Here is a 19088-nt window from a genome sequence, read left to right as displayed (position 1 = left end):
TTTTCCCCTTGTGGGAATATGAGGGTCACCTTAACCATTTGAAGGATCAAGGGAAACCAAAACGGGTGTCCCAATAGTGTCCCTTGCGCAGGGTTCCCTTCTTTATGGGCTTCGCAGGGACGGGCGCTGGTGCGTTCAACGGCTGGGCGTGTCCTTGACGCGCGACGGGCAGACCACGCACCACGGGGCGTCCCTCTGTGTTCCGACCCGCAGAACGAAGCGCAACTGGCTCGCGCGGAAACTGTAATAATCGGTCCTCACAAATTGGCGTTATGATACTCGCTGCTCGCCTGCAAGCGGGTGTGCCTTATGAACAGACCCATCTTCGAAACGCCGGTCGAACGTGAATTTCTGCTCGGACAGCTTTCGCCCGAAGGTCGCCGCCGTGTTCAGGGGACCATGCAAGAGCAAGCCGTAACGGCAGAGCAGGCCATTCAGATGCTGGGCATCGGACGGGCTGCCTTAGGCCCGGCCATCCCTATCACCGATGTCCCTGAGGAGCGCGAGTTCTTGCTTAGCCAGCTATCTCCGCACGAGCGCGCGTTGGCCGAGCGAGCCCTTGCTCGCAACCATGAATTGACGCTCGGCCAGTGCATGGCAGAATCCGTGAGGCTGCCGAACCCAGACAGATGGTCATGAGCAAACTGCCGCTGACCTCGCGCGAGAAGCAGTTCCTGAGACGCTTGGCCGCCGGGAAAACTGATGCTCAGATCGCCGAGCGACTTGGTGGGACCGCCAAGCAAGTCGGACAGCAGCGAGCGCGCTTGCTCGCCAAGCTGGGACTGAGCGCGCCGCAGGAGATCGCCGATGCGGCTGAGCGACTGGCAAGCTGGAAAAGCTATCGAGGCGTAACATAGGCACCGGGCGTTACGGCACCTTGGGGTCCTCTGGGGCGCGCAGAAAACGGGGGGTACGCGCGACGGCGCACATTCAGCATATTTGAACTGACGGTTTCCTGACTTGCGTTGCGGAGGCTACCTCCGTTTATTGACAGGGCTGAGAAGCAACCGCTTGCGTGTAGCGCGTGCCGCTGCTGCCGACGCCATCGATGTTCTGTGCCCTGCCTCCCGGCGCGCCGTACGGCCTCCTACGGCCACTTCCTTGGACGCCTGATGCCGATGGAGGCATCATCGAGATGTCCCATGTTAATTTGCGCGGCTCGCGATTGAGGTAAGTTTCTTGGCGCAGGGGTACGTCGATGGCTGACTAAATTACGCCTACACTCTCGACGAGAGCGGCCATATCATCGGCCGTCTCGGTCTGACTTGTCCGAACGACGAACTGGCGAAAGAGCGAGCCAAGCGATTAATGGATCACAACGACATTGAGCTATGGCAGCTTGATCGGTTGGTCGCGGCTTTCCGCACCAAGTCCGATAATCCAGCGGGAAGTCCGTCACGGCGGCGGAGGTGAAGCGACGCTGTTCCGGGAGGCCCTCAAGCGTCGTCGAGTTCTCGAAGGATTTGATCGCGGTGCGCAACGAATTGCGTTTGCGTGCAGAGGAATGTTTCCAATAGGGCGCGGTCGAAGGTCGTATCATGCCCATGACGATCAAGTTCTTCTATGCGCCGCTCTTGATCAGAAATCGCCTGCTCGCCCCGCAAAATGTGCTTCTCGGCTTCCTCTAAGTGTTGAAGCTCCCTAGACCGATCCATCTTGCTCTCCTCGCTATAGGCGGGAGCGCAATCGGTCTCTCAGCCACCGACGCCTACGGACAGAGCCTTGGCCGGTGATGCGACGATATTAGCCCTTAGTGCCGAGTGGTTCTAGCTAGGGAGCGGATTATCTTGTTCGTGGGGCAACGGGATCAGCGGGTAGTGCTGCCTGCCCAAGAAGGTGTCGGGCTCGGATATGTTGAGAAGCTCGGATGCTTGTTCCGATATTTCTCTCGTGCGCGCTATTTGGGCCACGAGCTCAGCAGCGACCGAATTACGGGGGCGGAAAATCGGAAAGCGATAGTCTGGTGTCTTCATCGAACGTGAACCCACCGTTCAGGTTGATTGCGTTGCTTCTCCAAAACTTCCTCGCGGTCCGTCACTTACTGCCGGTCCGTGATGTCTCGAAATTAGCAGGAAGAAGGTTCCGTTCAAAATCGAAATTAAGAGCAACTCGGCGCGTGACGGGGAACCAACCTGCTCAATTTGGGTTCGTTCTGCGCTATGCATGGGCCTGTCGAGAGGGACTTGCTGCTAGTTCGGGCGGATGCCGCGATCGCGCTCGCCCGGCGGCTAGAGGACCAGTTGTCTGATCGGATCGCAGTCGCCCGTGCCCAATGTCATCGCGCCCGGCAGCGGCAAGCTTTCCTAGCTGGTCTGAGCCCGCCCGTGGCGATCTCATTGCTCGTGAGCGAGAATCTCCGAGACGAAGTCAACAGCGATACCGGCCCGATCGCATCTAGTTGAGACGCCTGCCCGGAGCCCAGCAATCAGACCGTGGCTCGCAGCTTGTGTGGCGGATTTTGCCGTCCGGCGAGAAGCGGAAGCGAATGCGGACGGGCTTCTCTTCGGAGCTCTGATAATCGACCTGAACGCCGTCCTCCGTTAGGATCACGTCATTGAGCCTGAACGCGGACGCCGATCCGCTGGCGAGCTTAGGCTCCCAATAGGCGGCGATGGATTTCCGTCCGCTCAAAGTCACGTGCTCGCAATCGCAGACCAATGTTGCCTGCTTGTCGTAGAGATCAAGCAACCCATTCAGTCGTCCAGATCGGCACGCATCAAGCCAATCAACGACCACAGCCAGTGCATCGAAATCATTCCTCGACATCGGCTCATCCCTCAGCAGTCGCGCCTCCCGCTCGGCTGAATAGATGCTCCGCTATGAACCTGTCTAACGCGCAGTTCGGTCAAAATGCGGCAAAGTTCTGCATCAGGCAATCACCTAAACGACGCCCGGTGCTCTTGGCGTTTGCGGCCATTCTCGGTAGTCTCCGCGCGCAATGTGCAACCTCTACAGCAGCACCACCAACCAAGCCGCCATCCTCGCGCTATTCCGCGTGGTCAACCGCTACGTCGGCAACTTGCAGCCCATGCCCGGCGAATTCCCCCGCATTAGGCGCGATATACAGATGCGCCTGCGATCCGGTGAACGGCCATGCTGGTCGGCTCGTGGTGATTACTGGAGCGATTTTTGACAATGACGGACCTAAACGGCTATTTCGATGATAGCGGTGACAACTCCTTGCCTGCGTTATCTATCGCGGGATATGTCGGGACCGAGCGTCTTTGGCAGTGTTTTGAGCTCCAATGGACCAAAGCCTTAACGAAGAATGCAATTCCGTACTTCCACATGAAGGAAATACCGCGTCCCGGCAGCCCGCTGCACAAATTCAACGGCAAAGAGAACGCAAAAGCGTTGGGCGTACTGTTGGCCGACCTAGCGAGTGCGCTAAATAGCTGTTGGTCGCTGCGCGAGTTTGCGGCGATCGGATGCCTTGTGCCAATCGATGAATTGAAACGGTTCAATGCGGAGAGAGGCCGATCGGTTGAGGCGATACCGCTGGCGATTTTCACCTGCGATATCATCATGCAGGACTACTTCAAGGGCAAAACCATTGCGGCCATGCTTGATCGGATAAGCAAGCCAGACAGAGCAATTCAAATTGCTAAGGAATATCTGGCTAGTAGCCCCGTCATGAAGGGAAAGCCTGACTTGTCGTCTCTCTTCCCGGCGAAGGAGAATGAAAGCGCGAAGACAATTAAGCCGCTACAGGCTGCTGATTTTGCTTCCTATGAAGTCCGCCGAAAATGGGAAAGGCTCGCTCCCTTCTTCAACGAGGTTGATCTATCGCACGTGGAGAACAACGAGCAGCTTAGGTTTGAGTATGATGACTGGTTGGAGAGGTCCGGCCTTACATGGCCGGATGAACGCAAGTCGCTGACCTCGTTGGGTGACGCGACAACCTTCAGATGCCCGATTTGGACCTACCAAGTTCTTTGCGACGAAGACGACAAGCGATGCGGGCGATGGAGTTGCTAGTGACCGAAGCTGACAATGCGATCCATCCACGGCCCTCCGTCGCGACGTCGCCAAACGCGCGGCGTAACGGCTGTTTGTGTTCTAGAGTGTTAGACCAGCGGCTTCACCGATGATATTTCGCACAAAGATTCTAGGCGCATCGACAGCGATGAATAACCGCTCCTCGATCAAAGACGAGTTTGCGGTTGGTTCTCGCATAGAGGTAAACCCCTCAGCGGGGCCGCGTTTGGGTGGCAAGACCGGGACGGTGATTGGTCTTGGCTATCATCCGAAGAGTCTCCGCATCGTGTTGGACGGGTCAAGATCACCGATAACTCTTCACTTCACCTATCCTCTAACCGTGAACAAGTGACCGCCGATCCTTCCCAAGGCGATGCCCGTGATCCTCACGACCGATGAGGAGCGATGTCTGGATGAGAGCGCCTTGGGTTGAGGCCAAGGCGCGCAACGGCGGTTGCCGGACGATGTGCTCAAGATCGTGATGCACGGGGCGGAGAAGCAAGATCGTGCAGCAGTATGATCTGTCCGCTTGGTCCCAAGAAGCGAACCAAGAGCAGACGGCCTGGTATCGCGCGACGGCCAGCTCTTCACTTGAGAGCGGGATCGGATTTCCCGCTGTGGTTGGCGCGGCGCTCTCTCAAGTTGTCCAACGAAATCTTCCTGAAACCGAGCTGTGCTAACTTTTATAGACGGATTGGCAATCTTGCGTCCGGCTTTTGCCGGCTCAACAGCAGAAGAATTCCCTCCATCCGCTTGCATCTGGAATTGGCGCGGCCTGTGAACAAGTTCACACAGAGTGCCGGTTGCCGGGCTTAGGGCCCCCACCGAATTTGTAGTGCAAGTATCTTCGTTCAGAGGAGGATTGCTATGAAGAAATTGCTCTTCGCAGGCATTGCACTTGTGGTCCTAGACGTGGCCGCATCGGCCGCAGAGCTTCCAACATTTGAATTGGCAGGTTTTCCGATCTCGCAGCACCAAGTTGCGCTGCTGGGAGGAATAAATGTTCAGGAGCAGTCGCCCACCCCCACGCTCGTATTCGACGGCATGCCCGCCTCGCCCCATCAGATCGTGGTCCTGACGCCGCGATCGAGGGTAATCGAGGCCAAAATTGAGAAGCCAAAATTGACCACTGTTGGCCTGACAGCGCGCTGAGGCCCGCCATCGCCGACCGACAGGTTCTAGGGCTCAGTGTCCGCTTCCCGAGTCTTGCACAAGGAGCGTAGTCGCCACCTTGATGCGCCGGATTTCAATCGCCTGCTCCTCGACGCCGTATCGGTTGGCATGGTCGCTGCCCCAGACCTCGCCTCGTTCGATGCGAGCAAGACGGTCGTTGTGGGTCGCGAGAAGCTGCTCTTGGTAGTCACGGACGCTGATCATCGGACGCGACCTTAAGTTCCGACCATCCTGTTAACGCAGGTTCGGCTTCCAGCCCCCGAAAAGAACAACCACAGTGTTCTAGGTTAAATTCGAGCAGGGTGTGAGTTTTGCTCTAGTCATCGCAAGTCCTGTTGCCGGAGGCAAAGGATGGAATTGTTTGGTGCTCAAAAAGTTGCGGAGTTTCGTCCCAGCAAGTCAACGAGAACGTGCCACTGTTGCGGACAAAGACTGAAACTGATCCGGACTTTCGTGGATCAAGAAACAGGGAACTTCATCCACATTTTTGAATGTCAATGCGGTGAGCGCCTCTGGGACGATTGAGGCCGCCTCGTTGGAAGCAGGAACCCTGAATAGAGGGCGGTGTTGATCGCCTGCCCAAAGAGGTTGTCATTGCCCTCTGATCATTGGCCGCTGCATGCATATTGGCATTCAGCGTGGCGGCTATCGTTTCTTCCCACTAGTGCACAGGGCCGTCCGCTTTAGCGGGCTCTATCGTGCAGCGGTGTAAACGACCAGGGCGTTGCGCGGCGTGCATTCACTGACGCCCTCTGACAACGAAGAAATCGTGGATGTGCTGATCGAACAGCTCAAAGAGCTGGAGCTTCGCTTGGCCGCGCTCGACGCAACTGACAAGCAAGAGCCGTCGGAGCCTCGTTAGCGGTCTCTACATCAACGCCAGCCGCGCCCCCTCGCGAGCGCAAGCGCTTGCGCCGCGTGGGGCGCGGAGGTTGATGCTCGCTTTCTCTGGCCGCTAGGACGCTTGCACTGTCGGCGCTGGCCCCGTCGGGCACTGGCACTATCGGCTCTGCTTCCGTGGCGCTCGTGGTGCGAGAGACCGTTTCGATCAACCCAGCCCTGATGTAGACCCACGCAGGGAGCGGACCCAATTCACCATTAGTTGAAAAGGCGAAAAGATCCTCGTTCGAACGAGACTGGCTCGGCTAAGCTCCTGTCTGCGTCGCTTGCGGCCTCTAGGAGACATCCAAAGCCGAAACGGCGCCGTCGTCTGAACCAGGCTCGTCGGGACCACCCTCGCGCGATCGCGCTTGCGGCACCGGCTCATGCGCTCCACTGCGCGTCATTCGTGGTCGCAGTTCTTTCGGCGGCATTCTCCCATCGAGTATCACTCGTGTCTGTGAGTGCTTGAGGCGGTGCTATCTCGTTTGAGCTAATGGCGTTGCATTCTCGGAAGTAGGACGACAGCTCAAGCTGAGCTAGGTGCTCCCAGTATTCTGCTTCCGCGAGGAGCTTCCATCTATTCATGCTGTTGTACGCGGCCTGTTGACGGCACAGCGAACCCATCGCGCGCAAGCGTCGCACCGTCTCCATTGCGAGCCTCCCGTCGGACTTGTTTTTCACAAGCGTATTGTTGTGATGTGCCGAAGTCAAAACTTCGCAGATTGAAATGACGACTGACAGTCCGGTGTTTGACTGGCTGATGACAGCGCAATCGTCTGACTTTTCGCTCTTGAGTGCGGACATCGACGGCATCGAGAAACGCAGCGCAGAATGAGGACGCTCTTCCGATCCCCAAGCCCCCACAGCATCGGAGGCGCGCTGTTAGGAAGGTGACGGCTCTGGTCTCGCGACTGGAGCCGTTTTTTCATTGCCCGGACGCGTGCGTGCAAGACAACCGAACCATTTCAGAACTGCAACTATTTTTGTGAGGCAGCGCTCGTTGCGTGATGGTTAGCTCAGGTACTCTGGGCCGAGTATGTTTGATCCCGATCGATTTTGGCCCGGTGCGTTGCACTAAAAAGACCGCCTTCGGGCGGTCTTTTTTGCGCGGGCTTGGCGATTACGCAAGCAGCTCCACGTGGGAGCCCAGCCCTCCTGGACCCGCAGCCAAATAGGCGGCAGGAAGCGTCACTAACCCTCAAGGATTACTTACCTATTTCTCCTGCGCCGGTGGCGGCTGGGCGTAGGCTACTGTTCTGAGGGGATGTTGCCATGCTGGACAAGACCATCGACGGACGGGCGAAGACATATGTCAAACTCGGATGGACCGGCGTAGTCCGCTTCATCCACATCACTTCGCGCGCGTTTCTCCCAATGCGCTCGATGTCGGAGGTCACTTTGATCGCTGGCAAAGGCATTGAGGGCGATCGCTACTTGATGAAGGAAGGGTTTTATTCGCCCCTTCGCAAGGAGGGCGACCAGATCACCTTGTTCGAGTTAGAGACGCTGATCGCACTCAAGCACGAGGCCGAGATCGAACTCGGCCCAGAGGAGCACCGGCGCAACGTGACGGTCGAGGGCGTGCCGCTAAACCATCTGGTCGGCCGCCGCTTCTGGCTCGGCGAGGCAATGTTGGAAGGGACCGGGCTCGTGGACCCATGTGGGCACGTCGAGAAGATCACCGGCAAGACGATCTCCAAACACCTAATTAATCGCGGTGGCCTGTACTGCAAGATCATAGAGGACGGCCTTGTCAGGGTCGGCGACGCCGTGCGCGGAGTTTAATGATCGTTGTTGCCTTCTGTTAGATCGTGCTGTGAGGATGGCGCGTGCGAATGTTGCGATTGCGGAGGCAACGCCGCTGGCCGAGTGTTCAACGTTCGACGACGCCCACCGGCTCTGACAATATGATCGCACAAGCCCCGGTCTGTGAGACGTGCGGCCGGTTAATGATGCTATTGGCCGTACTGCCAAGGACGGGCAACAGGCCGTACGTGCGCGTGGACAAGTGCCTTCCGTGCGAAAAAATACGGGCCATCTAACGAGAACTAGGTCCGACAAAGACAGTTCGAATTGGGCCGCGCACCTCGAAAAGTCGGCCGAACATGCCTATTTTTCCCACATGCGTTCATTTGAGTTTTGCCTACCCGTCAAGGGCACCACGGTCCCGGACGGCCCCGATTGGCTCCACGAAGTGAAATACGACGGTTATCGCCTCCGTCTGGAGCGCGACGGCGATCGCGTGCGCCTGATCACGCGCGGCGGCTATAATTGGACCAGCCGCTATCCCTGGATCGTCGAGGCCGCGCGTAAGGTCCGTCAGAAACAGTCCGTGCTCGACGGCGAAGCGGTTGTGCTTGGCCTCGATGGCATCTCGGATTTTAACGCGCTTCACTCACGCAAGTACGGTCACGAAGTGCAGTTCTGCGCCTTCGATATTCTTGCCGAAGGCGGTGACGACCCCCGCATGCTCCCCTTGTCGAGGCGCAAGGCGAACTTGGCGCGCCTGCTGGCCCGGCGTCCCGAAGGCATCTTCATCAACCCCTTTGAACGCGGCGAGCTTGGGCCTGATCTATTTCGAGCAGCCTGCAACATGGGGCTTGAAGGGTTGGTGTCGAAGCGACGAGATCGGCCCTACGAAGCTGGACGCTGTCGCTACTGGATCAAGGTGAAGAACCGGAAGCACCCGCAATGGGGCGCGAGCTATGAGCGCGGGAGCCTCCGCCGTTGCACTTTGCTCACGGAGAGAGTGCCACGTTGGTTGATGGTCCGCTTAATTCTCCTAAGCGGCGCTAAAGCGGACACTTGCTAACCAGCGCGATGGGCAGAAGCGGAGTTTGCGCCGCCTTGTCACGAGGTGATTGGCGCGAAATCCACAGTGCTCAATTCACTGAATGGGCCTCCGGGAAGTTCCACGTGCCGTTCAAGATTTCCTCGCGCGGACGATAGAGCCGGACCATGTAGTTCCAGCCTGGCATGGTAGGCAGGCAATTCGGGATTTTGCCGTCGCAGCCACCGAATTGCACAGCGACGAAACCGTCCGGTTCCCTTCTGGCGGTGATGTTGTTGAGGGAGTACGCATTCTGCGCATTCTTTTGGAAATGGCCGGTGGCGTCGTAGACGGTGATCGACCAGAAGCCGTCAACCGGCACATCCTTCACCGACAGCTTGTAACTGCCGGTGCCGTCGTTCCGGCTCGGCGTTACATTGAGATAGGTTGCATCCTTGTCGGGATTGAGCCCCCAGCCCGAAGCGGTGCCGATCAGGTGCCGCACCGGATCGACCTGATCCTTGCGGCCGCCCGCGCGCCTGAGATCGGGAAGCGTTTCGCTCAGCACAAGCAACGCATCGCGCACTTTTTTCTGGCTGGCCTGATCCCAGTTTGGGGTCTCCAGCCGGCCTGGGCCGCCGGGCTGGGTGATTTTGATCGTGTCCTGCAACGCGTGGACCTGCTTGAAGTCGTTCGGATCATTGGGATCGACGAGGATGCGGGCTCCCGCGAACAGATACCGCGTGCCGATCTGTTGTCTTGAGTAGGTATGGCTGCCTGCGCCATAAGCTGTCTCGTACGCGTAGTGGTCCTGATCGATCACCATCAGAGACATGAAGCGCCTTCCCGCATCCGGCATCGCGATCGTCACCGGGCCTGCATCGAGATCGAACACTCCTTCGGAATAGAGCGTATCGCGATTTGGGCGCACGCCGGTGTTCTCCAGCGGCAGCTCGCGAAGATGAACAAACTTTCCGAACCCACCGCGCTTCGTGAATAAGTCGAAATACATATCGGTCTCGGCGCGCGCGAAGTTGTCGACTGTCACGGGCACGTTGCCTTGCGATGTCGATTGGGCTTGCGCTTGGCCAATTGTCACCATAAGCGCAGCCATGGCGTGTAGCATGGATGCGAGTTTCATGATCGCCCTCCGCTTCAAGTCACCTTGGTCGCCGCCGGCGGCGTCCATTCTCCGCGAGTAACAATGTCTTTCGGTACGTAAGTTCGGAACGTCAGCTGAAACGGCTTGCCGTCGGGCGACGGCAGCCAATTTGTCTCCGCAACGCCAGCGACGGGACTCGGGCCGATCGCAATCTTCAGCGAGCCATCGGTCTCCTTCCGGAGCGGCGAGTAGTTGTTCAGATTGAAACGGTTCAGCGGATTGGGAACGACCCGATATCCGGGCACGTCGACCAATATGATGGACCAGAAGGCGTTGACGACGGTTTCTGGCAGCTTGTCGGCGGGAAAGTGCATGACGTAGCTGTTCGAACCGTTCAGCGCCTGCTCATTGGCATCACGCGTGGTGAAGAAATAGATCGCTTCGTCGTTTGTATTGGCCCAAATTCCCAAGTAGTTAGCCGCCGTACGAACCCGGTAGTTCGGGCCGTAATTGCCGCCCACCGAACCGCCGCCGCCGGCCCAATGGTTCCGATAGGGGGTGCTCCTGGTGAAGACATAGTCGATGAATTCCGGGGCCACCTTGCGGATTTGCGCATCGACGGCGCTGCGCGCCTGCGGGCCCGAAGCAACGTGGGCGGCCACGGCTCGCGCTTTCTGCTGCAAGGCAGCGGCGTTGGGTGCGACGTCGAGCGCGCCGGCCAGCGTGGCGTCGACATCATCGAAAATCTCGACGCCCATCAAATCTTTATTGTCGAACATCTTGATGGGTTGCGCGGGAGTGATCCTTGGCGTCCCGGGTACCGTCGCCCTAAATGCCCGATACAGCCTCTCGGCACCCTCCCTGTCGTCCTTGATCTCCACGCGGCCAAGCAGCTTTGCCTTGCTGGAGTGCAGTTCGATGCGGGCGGCATCAGCCGGAATTGCCGGCCTCGAATTGGGGTAGACCAAGGCGAAGTTTCCGAATGGTTTGGACGGGAACATCCGCTCGTTGATATTGGCGATCACCTCCCCCCACTCGTCGAGTACCTGCGCGGTGTAATAGCGACCCCTGATTTCCGGTACCTCCAGTATTATGGGGGTGTTCTCATCGACCGCGAACCACGCTTGTAAATAGGCGGTATCCAAATTGGGGTTCACAAAATCTGTGGCACCGATCGGCGTGGCACTGATGGTGTTGTAGGAGAAGCCGGGCGCCCCTCGCTCGATGTGCTCCTGGCGGATCACCAGCATCCGGCCGAGCAGATAGATGTAAGCGTCGGCAATTGTCCTGTCGTCGGGCACGTCTCCCGCTTGTCCAAGTGATGCGGTGCTGAAGAGAGGAAGAGCGGCACTGCCCCCGAGCAGCACCATTGCTTGTCTGCGACTGATCTTCATGAGCCAGTCTCCCTGAGAGCAGGCGTCATCCCGCGCTTGGACCCGGATAGGCTTGGTTGCGTGCCGACGCCCGATTTCCGCCGGGCTGCTTATTGCCTTCGCAAGGTTCCAGTCGTACCGCGCCATGTGGCACACGGTGGGGGATCTCGAACCCGACACCGATTGATCTGGATCAAGCAATTTCTGAGTTTCACCCGAGCCTGATGTCTGCTTCGCGTCAAAAACCGCTAAGGCTCGGGGCGAGTATATGATTTCGGCTTCGCGTCCAAGAGCCGACCTTGTTGACGAGTACGCCCTAAAACAAAGGCCCCGACGATGTTGCACGTCGGGGCCTTCAAGATCATGAGGTCGGTTACGTCCGCCGTAGCCTCACGATCCTTTATGTCGCCGATTAGCGTTCCCGATCTGGCGCAGAGTGTGGCAAGGTTGCGGCATCCATCTGAGCGCATTGGGCTCGAAAGCGCTCGGCCGCCAACTCGCCCTTGCGCCAGTCTGCGCGCCGCCGGTGCTCAACCGCCAACGCCTTCTGCGCCTCAAACTCCCAGATGATCTTGTCGATCTCGGCACCGTCTAGCGTGCGCTTGATGCGCAACAGGGTGGACAGCACGATCACGAGATCGCCATAGGGCATCAGCAGATCGCGCGCGGCAACATTGCAGTGCGCGAGAAAACTATCGATTGCCTCCTCGCTCTTGCAGAACAGCAGGGCCAGCTCGCGCGCCTGCCGGACATCGTCAGCGGGCGCGGCAGGTTCACCGTCAAGCAGCATTCGCTCCGCCGCCCGGCCGGCAAGAAACTCGACACATTTGGCGTAGACGTTGGCGAAAGATATCCGCCACGGGAGAGCGATCTTCGCCCGCTTGGGGCATCTCCGAAGCAAGCGCCTCGCGCACGTGCCTCAGTTTTTACCCGTCAGATTCTTCAGCATGGCGTTGGAGGCTTCCTCGGCCTCGGCGAACGTGTTGAAGGGCGAACCGCCGATCTTAATCGCGCCATGGCTCAGATGAAGTGGACGCCATGACGCCAAATAGCCAACGCGCCCGCGAAAGCCCGGGCCAGTGCGGCTGCCATAGGTGATTACAAACGAAAAGCAGTCGCCGCTTGCGCTCCATATTCCCAAGTGCTCGACGACGCGTTGGAATTGCAGGGCCATCCCAGTCGCCCGTAGCGGATAGCAAATTTCACTGTCTGAACGCTGCCCCAAGGTTTGAATGGTGGCCCCTCGCTTGTCTGTCCGAAGCCCGACAAATAGCCGCCTTTTCATTCGAAGTGTGGGAATTGGGACACACTATGCCCCCCGGAGCGGTCGAGATCAGCGCCGGACGGCTGGGCCGGATGACCTGCGGGTCTCCGTCATACGAATCAGAAGAAAGCCGTGATATCCTCGCGGATCTCACATCACCGCTGGGGGCTGAATGACGATCGCCAAGAAAGATCTGCGCGCCGCTTTGACGTGCCTGGCGGAACGGTTTCCGCAAACCTTTGTGCTGGAAGGACACCAGCCGCATCGGCCGCTGAAGGTCGGGATCGCCGCCGATCTCTTGGCACGCTGCCCGGAACTTGGCCGCCGCAAGCTGGGCGCGGTGCTAAGCGCCTACACCCAGCGCATCATGTATCGGAAGGCCATGGTTGCCGGCGCGGCCCGCGTCGATCTCGACGGCAATCAGGCCGGCGAAGTGAGCGCCGCAGACGCTGAGCACGCGGCAGCCAAGCTCGCCGAGACCCTGGCGTCGCGTCAGGCCAGGCAAGCCGCGGTCAAGGCGGGGCGCGCAGGACGGATCGCAAGGCATCCGGCGGTCCCGGCGCCTCTGGCTGCAACGTCTCCGGCCGCAGGGACGCTGAAGGACAAGCCCGTGCTACGCCTGCCAGCGTTCCGTGTTTCTGCTCACCCGAACTGATCCTGCACCCGGCGGATAGGCCGGATGGTCGGGTTCTTGACCTTGACCCAGTCCTCGGATCGCGCGCCGCGATACGGCCGCTCGCGATGCTTCGAGACCAAGGTGGGAGCACGGCGCTGTTCCCACAACGCGATGAAGGCACACCCTACGTTCTGCCGATTCTCTTGGCTCTTAGCTCATGATCCCATTCGTCGAGCAGTTTTGTCATCTGATCCGATGGAGACATCGTTGCATCCAGCTGATCGTCGGCAGTAAGCGTCTGCTCGTCGTCGGGCGGCATCTCATATGCTGCATTGGGATCACGCCCATCACGAGGCGTCCTGAAGACCCTCCTGAACCGTTGCCAGAGGGCCTCACTTCGTACCTGCGTCATGCCTTTCCTCCCGTTCCGCGAACCAGCTTGGAGCACAGGGAGCGCCAAAGTTTGGCAAAGGCGATCACGTTTTGGATAACTTCGTCTGCACCGCCTGCGGCAAGCGTGACGCCGAGCTGAGGCCGAAGTTTCCGCACGCCGGCATGGGCACCCGCCAAGCGGGAGGGTTCAGCCGACCAACTGGCGCAGCCTGTCAGCCTGACTGCGCCAGGCATCTCGATCATTTTCGAGTTCGTTACGGATCAACTCGCCAACCTGGAACAGCCGTTCGATCTGCGCCTGCATCGAGGTCTCATCAGCTCCTGCCAGGTCGGTTGCGTCCCGTTTCATCGAGAAGCTGGTGGCCTGTCCGTCGCTCGCTCCAGGAGAAAATACGCGATGCAGTTCGGCGGGATCTATCCGATAGTCGCCGGTGTAGGTCCTCGTTGCCGGCAATCGACCAGAATTAACGGCGCGCCAGATTGTGGACTTCGATTGCCCCGATTCCTTGGCGGCCTCGCTCAGGCTCAGCATGGCAGTGCCTCCGCTTCAGGTGGTCTGCTGCACAACGTGGCAGAGGCGGCTTAACCGTTTCTAAACCGACCTCGCCGCGGCTTAGAACTGATCCAGCACCCGGTGTAAGCCGGATGGGCTCGGTTCTTCACCTTAATCCAATCCTTTGACCGCCCGCCGCTATAGGGCCGGTCGCGGCGCTTGGAGACGAGCCCTTCCAGCTCCAGCTTCTAGGCATGGCCGAACAGGGCCGGGCCGATCTCGCTCACGAAGTTAATGCCGACTTTCTGCGGAAGGGAAGCGGTATGTAATGCCATACTTTGCATAGATCTGCGCTGGTATCCGCCGCGCGACCACTCGTGCCACCGCTGTATCTATCGCTGCTACCAGCGCATCGTCCGCTCCGCGAAGACCGATACAAACGTTCCAGCGCAGTGCCGGTTCAGGCTCGTATCCGTCTGGTATTCCTACTGCCGTCTTCGGATGTTCGTGCCGATACCAGCCGATAGTCACTGGGTTGGTGGCGCCGATTTCGATTTCACCTGCCTCAATCGCAGCAATTATGTCTTCCTGAGAGGGAAAGACCGAAACGAGGAAGCCGTGTTTGGCCAGCCACTCGTGCTCGACCGTGCTAACCACGACACCAATCTTCTGGCCGTGCAAATCGTCAAGCCTGACCGATGAGCGAGATGAAACGATGACAACACCACTTTCTGCGTATGGTCTCGAAAAGCGAAGAGGTAGGCGGGTTGTCAGCGGTCCGGTAAGTCCCTCCTGATCGTAGCTTGGCGCAGAGGCGACGACGCTCATCAAAGCATCGCAACCCGAGTTCTTCGTATCACCGGCGTTTCGAACCCAAGTCACTCTGAGCCCTAGTCCCATCTCGTGCGCCACCACCTCCGCTAGTTCGATTTCGACGGTGACAGCGCGAGTGTGCAGGCCGTAACGCGAGTGAACGCTGAGCAAGCCTCGAAAAGGACGATGCACGGGCCGACCTGACGGCCATACCGAGACGACGGGATCAGCAGTTTCACGCGGCAGCAGCGGGGCCAACGAAGTGGCGCAACAATCCAAGCAGTCGATCGAGAGCATGACGGCGCAATTGCGGCAGTCTCTCCAGCAGGAGCACGATCGGGCCGAGGCCCTGGCAGTTGAATTGGCACAAGTACGCCAAGCCATGGAAGAGAAGAATGCCATTGCGGTTGAAGACTCGCCAGCCGTCAGGCCGTCTGCCGGCGTTGCGGTCGAGCAAAGTGAACCAGAGAACACAGCAACGGAAACCGGCCCTCGACGGCATCGTGCCGTGAGCCAGAACGCTGGCCTCAACTGCCAGCAGTATCGAACCTATAATCCATCATCCGGGACTTACAGGGGCTATGACGGACAGCTCCATACGTGCCCATAATTGGCTGCCTCGGAGCGGGGAACAGACGCGTCCGAGCGCCAAGGGCGCAAATGATACATCTGAGAGAGGTCGTGTCCCTAGTGGTGGTGTAGTTCGGTAGAGCAAAGCCGTCCGTACGCGCGCCCCCAAATAGCGCCGTAGCGGGCGGGCGGCTTTGCGGTGGTCACCGGCGATTCGCCGGTAGGATCGGGTTGCGACACGCCAACGCAACCGAGGAACCACCGATGACCGACGATATGATGAACCTGCGCACGCTCGTGGAGAAGACCCCTGATGCCGATCTGTTGCGCGAGATGATCGGCTTTGCCGCCCAAAGGCTGATGGAGTTGGAAGTCGAAGGCCAGACCGGAGCGGCTTACGGCGAGAAGAATCCCGAGCGTCTGGCCCAACGCAACGGCTACCGCGACCGGACCTGGGAGACCCGCGCCGGCACGGTCGAACTGCGCAATATTAGCGCAATTCAGATCTCCGGCCTCGGTCAAGGGATTGGGACCACCGCGAAACCATGCCTTGCTATTTCGCGGCAAGCGGCGGATTGATCAATCACCGATTGTCTCATCGGATGATCCGCCGCATCGTGACGCGGATGTCGCCGCTGTCCTCGCCCGCGTGAACCTAGCGCGAGGCCCCAGCCGCGATCCAGCAGGTGCCTGCCGCAAACACACGCGGCCGCCGGCACTGCCTCTTGGCTGCCGATTCCAGCGAGCACCTCGATGCATAGCGCGGTGTAGCCTCGCGCCACGGCTCTTGGATTGGAAAGGGGTCAAGCTTGCTGGCCCGTCCTGCATTGGCCTGTCGCAGCTGAGGAGAAAACTTATCTAAAGTTATAGCGGGAACCTCTTCGTAGTGCGGAAGTAGGTCAGCTTCGACCTCCAATTGTAGCCTGAGACGGTCCCGCTGCCGGATGTAAGCACGGTTCCATTTCTGTTGTGATCTCGCGTGCCTCACCGGACGGACGGCCATGCCCGTCAGTCTAACGACGGTGATCGATATGAAGAGCCTGCGACCGTCGCATGGTCGTCAGAACTTCGCTGGCCGCTTTGGGTCGTGCCCATTCCGATGCAACTCAGCGAGCAGCTCTTCTTGTCTGTTGTCTGGCAAGACCCCGCTCGCCTTCCCCAACATGGCACTCACCCTCAACATGGCACTCCGCTTCCGCGCGATGCTGCAACGGCGTGGCTCGATCCATCTCACACCATACCACGCAGCCAATTCCTCTTATGGCCAGCGCGCTGCGCCGATTTTCAGTCTGGAAATCTATCACACCGTCGGAGTTAGGAAGTCCGGCAGCATTTGCTTGGCCTAAAGATCAGGAGGCAGAAGTGCTCAGATTGCTGATCAAGCTTGCCGTGCTAGCGACGTTGCTGACGGTCCTGATCGCTCCACCCGTGATTAACCAGGCCTTTGCCAATGCCGGTGGTGGCGGCGGTGGTGGCGGTGGTGGCGGCCGCTGAGTTCACCTGACGTGACCGAACACGACGCCGCCGGTGTGCTCCGGCGGAGGCTTACTTTCGGTCATGACAAGGTGGAAGCTTTTCATCGTCCCCTCCTGTAAGCTGTGCGCAACCGGATATTGCAGGAACGCGCGCGTGACCTCCTCCATCAAACGGCAGTGCGGCGACTGCACGCTCTGCTGCAAGGTGATGGCGATAGAGGCGCTGTCCAAACCCGTGAATGTATGGTGCGCACATTGCCGGCCCGGCCGCGGCTGCGCAATCTACGCTGAACGGCCGCCCGAATGCGAAAGCTTCAGCTGCCTCTGGCTCGTCAATGACCTCCTCGACGAGCAATGGAAGCCGAGCAGGTCAAAGCTCGTCCTGACAACGTCGGAAGACGGCCTCGAGGTCAGGTGCGATCCGGGCTTTCCCAACGCCTGGCGCAAGCAGCCCTACGCCGCCGAAATCCGTGAATGGGCGGTCGCGGGTGAGACGAACGACATGACGGTGGTCGTGATCGTCGGCCAGCGGATGATTCTCGTTACGCCGGATCGGGAGTTTCGATCTGGGTATCGTCGGTCCGGACGAACGGATCGTGCGGAAACTCGACGGCACCAAGGTGGTGGGCGCGACGGTGGCGAAGGAGACTGACCTCGGACGCACGTAGCGGCGACAAGCCAGACGGGTACCGGTGCACTTCTAGATTTCCGCGAACACCTCGAGCAAATTACCATCGGGGTCACGGAAGAACAGCGTGCGATGCCCAAAGGGCTGGTCCGTCGGCGGCGAGAGCAGCGCGACTCCTTGTCTCACAAGCTCATCGGCGCACAGATCGACCTCGGGCGCGGACACTTTAAAAGCCAATTGAAGCGATGCGCTGCCGCTCGGCGTCGGCGTATCGCCTGCGGTTCGGCTTGGCCGCGCCAGGGCCAGCGTGTTGCCGCCGACCCGATACTCGATCCAGTTGGGAGAGAGCTCGCGCAACAACGAAAAGCCGAGGAGATCCTGGTAGAAGCGACGCATGGCGACCATGTCGCGCACGAAGATGACGGTGTAGTCAATCGCATGGATGGCACTGAAGGGCGATGTCGTGCGGTGTAGAGGTGTCTGTTCGCTCACTGAAGCTATTCCTGTTTCCCGCACGAGCGCAGCGACATGCGGGAAAGCTTCAACCAAGAGTACCCGGATGTCGCTCCGCTCATCCGGCCTACCTTATCTACATTATCTCACCAACCCGCCACTGTAGCGCAGCTCGTACAGGATTCCGCCACCCTGAGCGATCACCTCGACGCCGTGGAAGCGGTCGAGCGAACCCGTGGCTTCGTTACGATAGGTCATGCCGTCAGCGGCGAATGCAGTTGGTCCCCGATAGGGCAACTCGACGCTAACGCCAAGCAGCGCCTGTCGCAGGAATTTGTAGATCCGGAGCAGCGTGTCGTGATCACGGACATCGCTGCGCGCACCCCCGCTGTAGCACATCGACCAGATGATCTTGTCGTCCCGCGACACGGTCTCCTGGCCAACGAAGAACTCCATGCCGAAATAGATGTCGCGATAGGCGTAGGGCGGTGCGCGATGCTCGAGCTGCTTCGAGCCGGCGAGCAGAGGCGCCGCGATGGTCGCGTCGTCATCGAGACCGGCATAGGTGCGCCGCTTGGCCTCGACGAGGAAGGCGGCGAGATCGCTCAGAATACCCGGATGCGAGATCAATTCGTTCCACCCCTCAGCCGCGAATTGATCCACGAATCTGTCACCGCAACGCAGGCCTTTCGATACTATCAATTTCGCAGACGCAAAGCTCACGCCTCATTCACGTAAGCCGCAAGCCCTGCCCTGATCATCGCCAGCATCTCGTCGCAAACGGGGTCGCTGGTGCCGCGCGGCCAGGCCGCAGCGAGCAGCAGCTTGTTGGCCGTGGGATCGCGGGAATGGAGCGCACGCCGCGGGTCGCCATACGCGTGGTCCAGCGCGGGACTGACGGCAGGACTGCAACCAACGAGACGGTAAGCCGTTTACTTCGCGCAATTCATCGACCTACGGAGGTTCTCATGGCCAAGAAGGCGCTTTTTGCGCTCGGTGTTGCTGCGATCCTTGCTCTCGCACCGGGCACAGCTTCCGCACAACGCGGCTTTCATGGCGGGTTTGCAGGGGGAGGATCTGTCTCTTATACACATCTGACGCTGCC

Annotated in this window: 23 protein-coding genes and 2 pseudogenes; 13 read left to right on the top strand and 12 right to left on the bottom strand. The window is 59.3% G+C overall.

All coding sequences use genetic code 11. The annotated features are described in order from the left end of the window. Window positions 1-309 precede the first annotated feature (309 nt). Complete coding sequence (locus Q2941_RS34775; RefSeq protein WP_458195261.1) at window positions 310-639, top strand: hypothetical protein; 330 nt, start codon at window positions 310-312, stop codon at window positions 637-639. After that, window positions 636-857, top strand: a complete 222-nt coding sequence (locus Q2941_RS34770; protein WP_458195260.1) for a LuxR C-terminal-related transcriptional regulator — start codon at window positions 636-638, stop codon at window positions 855-857. Before Q2941_RS34775 ends, Q2941_RS34770 begins: the two co-directional genes overlap by 4 nt. A 579-nt stretch (window positions 858-1436) precedes the next feature. Here the strand turns inward: Q2941_RS34770 and Q2941_RS34765 are convergent. Both Q2941_RS34765 and Q2941_RS34760 read right to left on the bottom strand, forming a co-directional pair. Continuing rightward, window positions 1437-1655 (bottom strand): hypothetical protein, encoded by a 219-nt coding sequence (locus Q2941_RS34765; RefSeq protein WP_458195259.1) that lies wholly within the window; start codon window positions 1653-1655, stop codon window positions 1437-1439. A 739-nt stretch (window positions 1656-2394) separates the two neighbouring features. Continuing rightward, on the bottom strand, window positions 2395-2766 hold the full coding sequence (locus tag Q2941_RS34760) for a Cif family virulence factor (RefSeq protein WP_458195258.1): 372 nt from the start codon (window positions 2764-2766) through the stop codon (window positions 2395-2397). A 172-nt stretch (window positions 2767-2938) separates the two neighbouring features. On the opposite strand from Q2941_RS34760, the pseudogene Q2941_RS34755 reads away from it, so the two are divergent. From Q2941_RS34755 to Q2941_RS34745, 3 genes and pseudogenes are all read left to right on the top strand, one after another. Then, window positions 2939-3064 (top strand): annotated as a pseudogene (locus tag Q2941_RS34755) (SOS response-associated peptidase); the annotation flags it as partial. Between the two features lie 65 nt (window positions 3065-3129). Then, complete coding sequence (locus Q2941_RS34750; RefSeq protein ID WP_458195257.1) at window positions 3130-3978, top strand: hypothetical protein; 849 nt, start codon at window positions 3130-3132, stop codon at window positions 3976-3978. 867 nt (window positions 3979-4845) lie between these two features. Next, entirely contained in the window at window positions 4846-5130 is a 285-nt protein-coding gene (locus tag Q2941_RS34745) for a hypothetical protein (protein WP_458195255.1), read from the top strand. 33 nt (window positions 5131-5163) lie between these two features. On the opposite strand, the gene Q2941_RS34740 is transcribed toward Q2941_RS34745, so the two are convergent. After that, window positions 5164-5355 (bottom strand): hypothetical protein, encoded by a 192-nt coding sequence (locus tag Q2941_RS34740; RefSeq protein WP_458195253.1) that lies wholly within the window; start codon window positions 5353-5355, stop codon window positions 5164-5166. A 520-nt stretch (window positions 5356-5875) separates the two neighbouring features. On the opposite strand from Q2941_RS34740, the gene Q2941_RS34735 reads away from it, so the two are divergent. Next, window positions 5876-6013, top strand: coding sequence for a hypothetical protein (locus Q2941_RS34735; protein WP_458195252.1), 138 nt, complete (start codon window positions 5876-5878; stop codon window positions 6011-6013). Window positions 6014-6414: 401 nt separating this feature from the next. Here Q2941_RS34735 and Q2941_RS34730 read toward each other — a convergent pair whose 3' ends face one another. After that, window positions 6415-6837, bottom strand: a complete 423-nt coding sequence (locus tag Q2941_RS34730; protein ID WP_458195251.1) for a hypothetical protein — start codon at window positions 6835-6837, stop codon at window positions 6415-6417. Between the two features lie 468 nt (window positions 6838-7305). Here Q2941_RS34730 and Q2941_RS34725 point away from each other — a divergent pair, with 468 nt between their 5' ends. After that, window positions 7306-7818, top strand: a complete 513-nt coding sequence (locus Q2941_RS34725) for an MOSC domain-containing protein (protein WP_458195250.1) — start codon at window positions 7306-7308, stop codon at window positions 7816-7818. Between the two features lie 337 nt (window positions 7819-8155). After that, on the top strand, window positions 8156-8845 hold the full coding sequence (locus tag Q2941_RS34720) for an ATP-dependent DNA ligase (RefSeq protein ID WP_458195279.1): 690 nt from the start codon (window positions 8156-8158) through the stop codon (window positions 8843-8845). Between the two features lie 70 nt (window positions 8846-8915). Here the strand turns inward: Q2941_RS34720 and Q2941_RS34715 are convergent, their stop codons facing one another. The 4 genes from Q2941_RS34715 to Q2941_RS34700 all read right to left on the bottom strand — a co-directional run bounded on the left by Q2941_RS34715 (window position 8916) and on the right by Q2941_RS34700 (window position 12452). After that, window positions 8916-9944 carry a DUF1254 domain-containing protein gene (locus Q2941_RS34715; protein WP_458195249.1) on the bottom strand — a complete coding sequence of 343 codons (1029 nt, stop codon included), beginning with the start codon at window positions 9942-9944 and terminating at the stop codon, window positions 8916-8918. 14 nt (window positions 9945-9958) lie between these two features. Then, complete coding sequence (locus Q2941_RS34710; RefSeq protein WP_458195248.1) at window positions 9959-11299, bottom strand: DUF1214 domain-containing protein; 1341 nt, start codon at window positions 11297-11299, stop codon at window positions 9959-9961. Window positions 11300-11690: 391 nt separating this feature from the next. Then, window positions 11691-12068, bottom strand: a complete 378-nt coding sequence (locus Q2941_RS34705; protein ID WP_458195247.1) for a hypothetical protein — start codon at window positions 12066-12068, stop codon at window positions 11691-11693. Between the two features lie 129 nt (window positions 12069-12197). After that, window positions 12198-12452 carry a hypothetical protein gene (locus tag Q2941_RS34700; protein WP_458195246.1) on the bottom strand — a complete coding sequence of 85 codons (255 nt, stop codon included), beginning with the start codon at window positions 12450-12452 and terminating at the stop codon, window positions 12198-12200. A 262-nt stretch (window positions 12453-12714) separates the two neighbouring features. On the opposite strand from Q2941_RS34700, the gene Q2941_RS34695 reads away from it, so the two are divergent. Then, window positions 12715-13197 carry a ProQ/FINO family protein gene (locus tag Q2941_RS34695; protein WP_458195245.1) on the top strand — a complete coding sequence of 161 codons (483 nt, stop codon included), beginning with the start codon at window positions 12715-12717 and terminating at the stop codon, window positions 13195-13197. 541 nt (window positions 13198-13738) lie between these two features. Here the strand turns inward: Q2941_RS34695 and Q2941_RS34690 are convergent. Together Q2941_RS34690 and Q2941_RS34685 are read right to left on the bottom strand one after the other, a co-directional pair. Then, window positions 13739-14083, bottom strand: a complete 345-nt coding sequence (locus tag Q2941_RS34690) for a helix-turn-helix domain-containing protein (RefSeq protein ID WP_458195244.1) — start codon at window positions 14081-14083, stop codon at window positions 13739-13741. Between the two features lie 252 nt (window positions 14084-14335). Further along, on the bottom strand, window positions 14336-14872 hold the full coding sequence (locus tag Q2941_RS34685) for a substrate-binding periplasmic protein (protein WP_458195243.1): 537 nt from the start codon (window positions 14870-14872) through the stop codon (window positions 14336-14338). A gap of 280 nt (window positions 14873-15152) precedes the next feature. On the opposite strand from Q2941_RS34685, the gene Q2941_RS34680 reads away from it, so the two are divergent. The 4 genes and pseudogenes from Q2941_RS34680 (at window position 15153) to Q2941_RS34665 (ending at window position 17554) form a co-directional block, all read left to right on the top strand. Continuing rightward, entirely contained in the window at window positions 15153-15467 is a 315-nt protein-coding gene (locus Q2941_RS34680) for a BA14K family protein (protein WP_458195277.1), read from the top strand. Between the two features lie 224 nt (window positions 15468-15691). After that, window positions 15692-15913: pseudogene (locus Q2941_RS34675) on the top strand (transposase); the annotation flags it as partial. An 876-nt stretch (window positions 15914-16789) separates the two neighbouring features. After that, on the top strand, window positions 16790-16921 hold the full coding sequence (locus Q2941_RS34670) for a hypothetical protein (protein WP_458195242.1): 132 nt from the start codon (window positions 16790-16792) through the stop codon (window positions 16919-16921). Between the two features lie 135 nt (window positions 16922-17056). Further along, window positions 17057-17554 carry a hypothetical protein gene (locus Q2941_RS34665; protein ID WP_254111794.1) on the top strand — a complete coding sequence of 166 codons (498 nt, stop codon included), beginning with the start codon at window positions 17057-17059 and terminating at the stop codon, window positions 17552-17554. Window positions 17555-17602: 48 nt separating this feature from the next. Here Q2941_RS34665 and Q2941_RS34660 read toward each other — a convergent pair whose 3' ends face one another. Further along, the gene (locus Q2941_RS34660) at window positions 17603-18022 is read right to left on the bottom strand and encodes a VOC family protein (RefSeq protein WP_458195276.1); all 420 of its coding nucleotides are present in this window, start codon (window positions 18020-18022) and stop codon (window positions 17603-17605) included. Window positions 18023-18124: 102 nt separating this feature from the next. Beyond that, window positions 18125-18646: a DUF5680 domain-containing protein gene (locus Q2941_RS34655; protein WP_458195241.1), complete on the bottom strand. Its 522-nt coding sequence runs from the start codon at window positions 18644-18646 to the stop codon at window positions 18125-18127. Window positions 18647-19088 lie beyond the last annotated feature (442 nt).

This window comes from Bradyrhizobium sp. UFLA05-153 (assembly GCF_054185185.1).
Note: the sequence above shows the minus strand (reverse complement) of the source record. Positions and strands in the feature narration are given on the sequence as shown.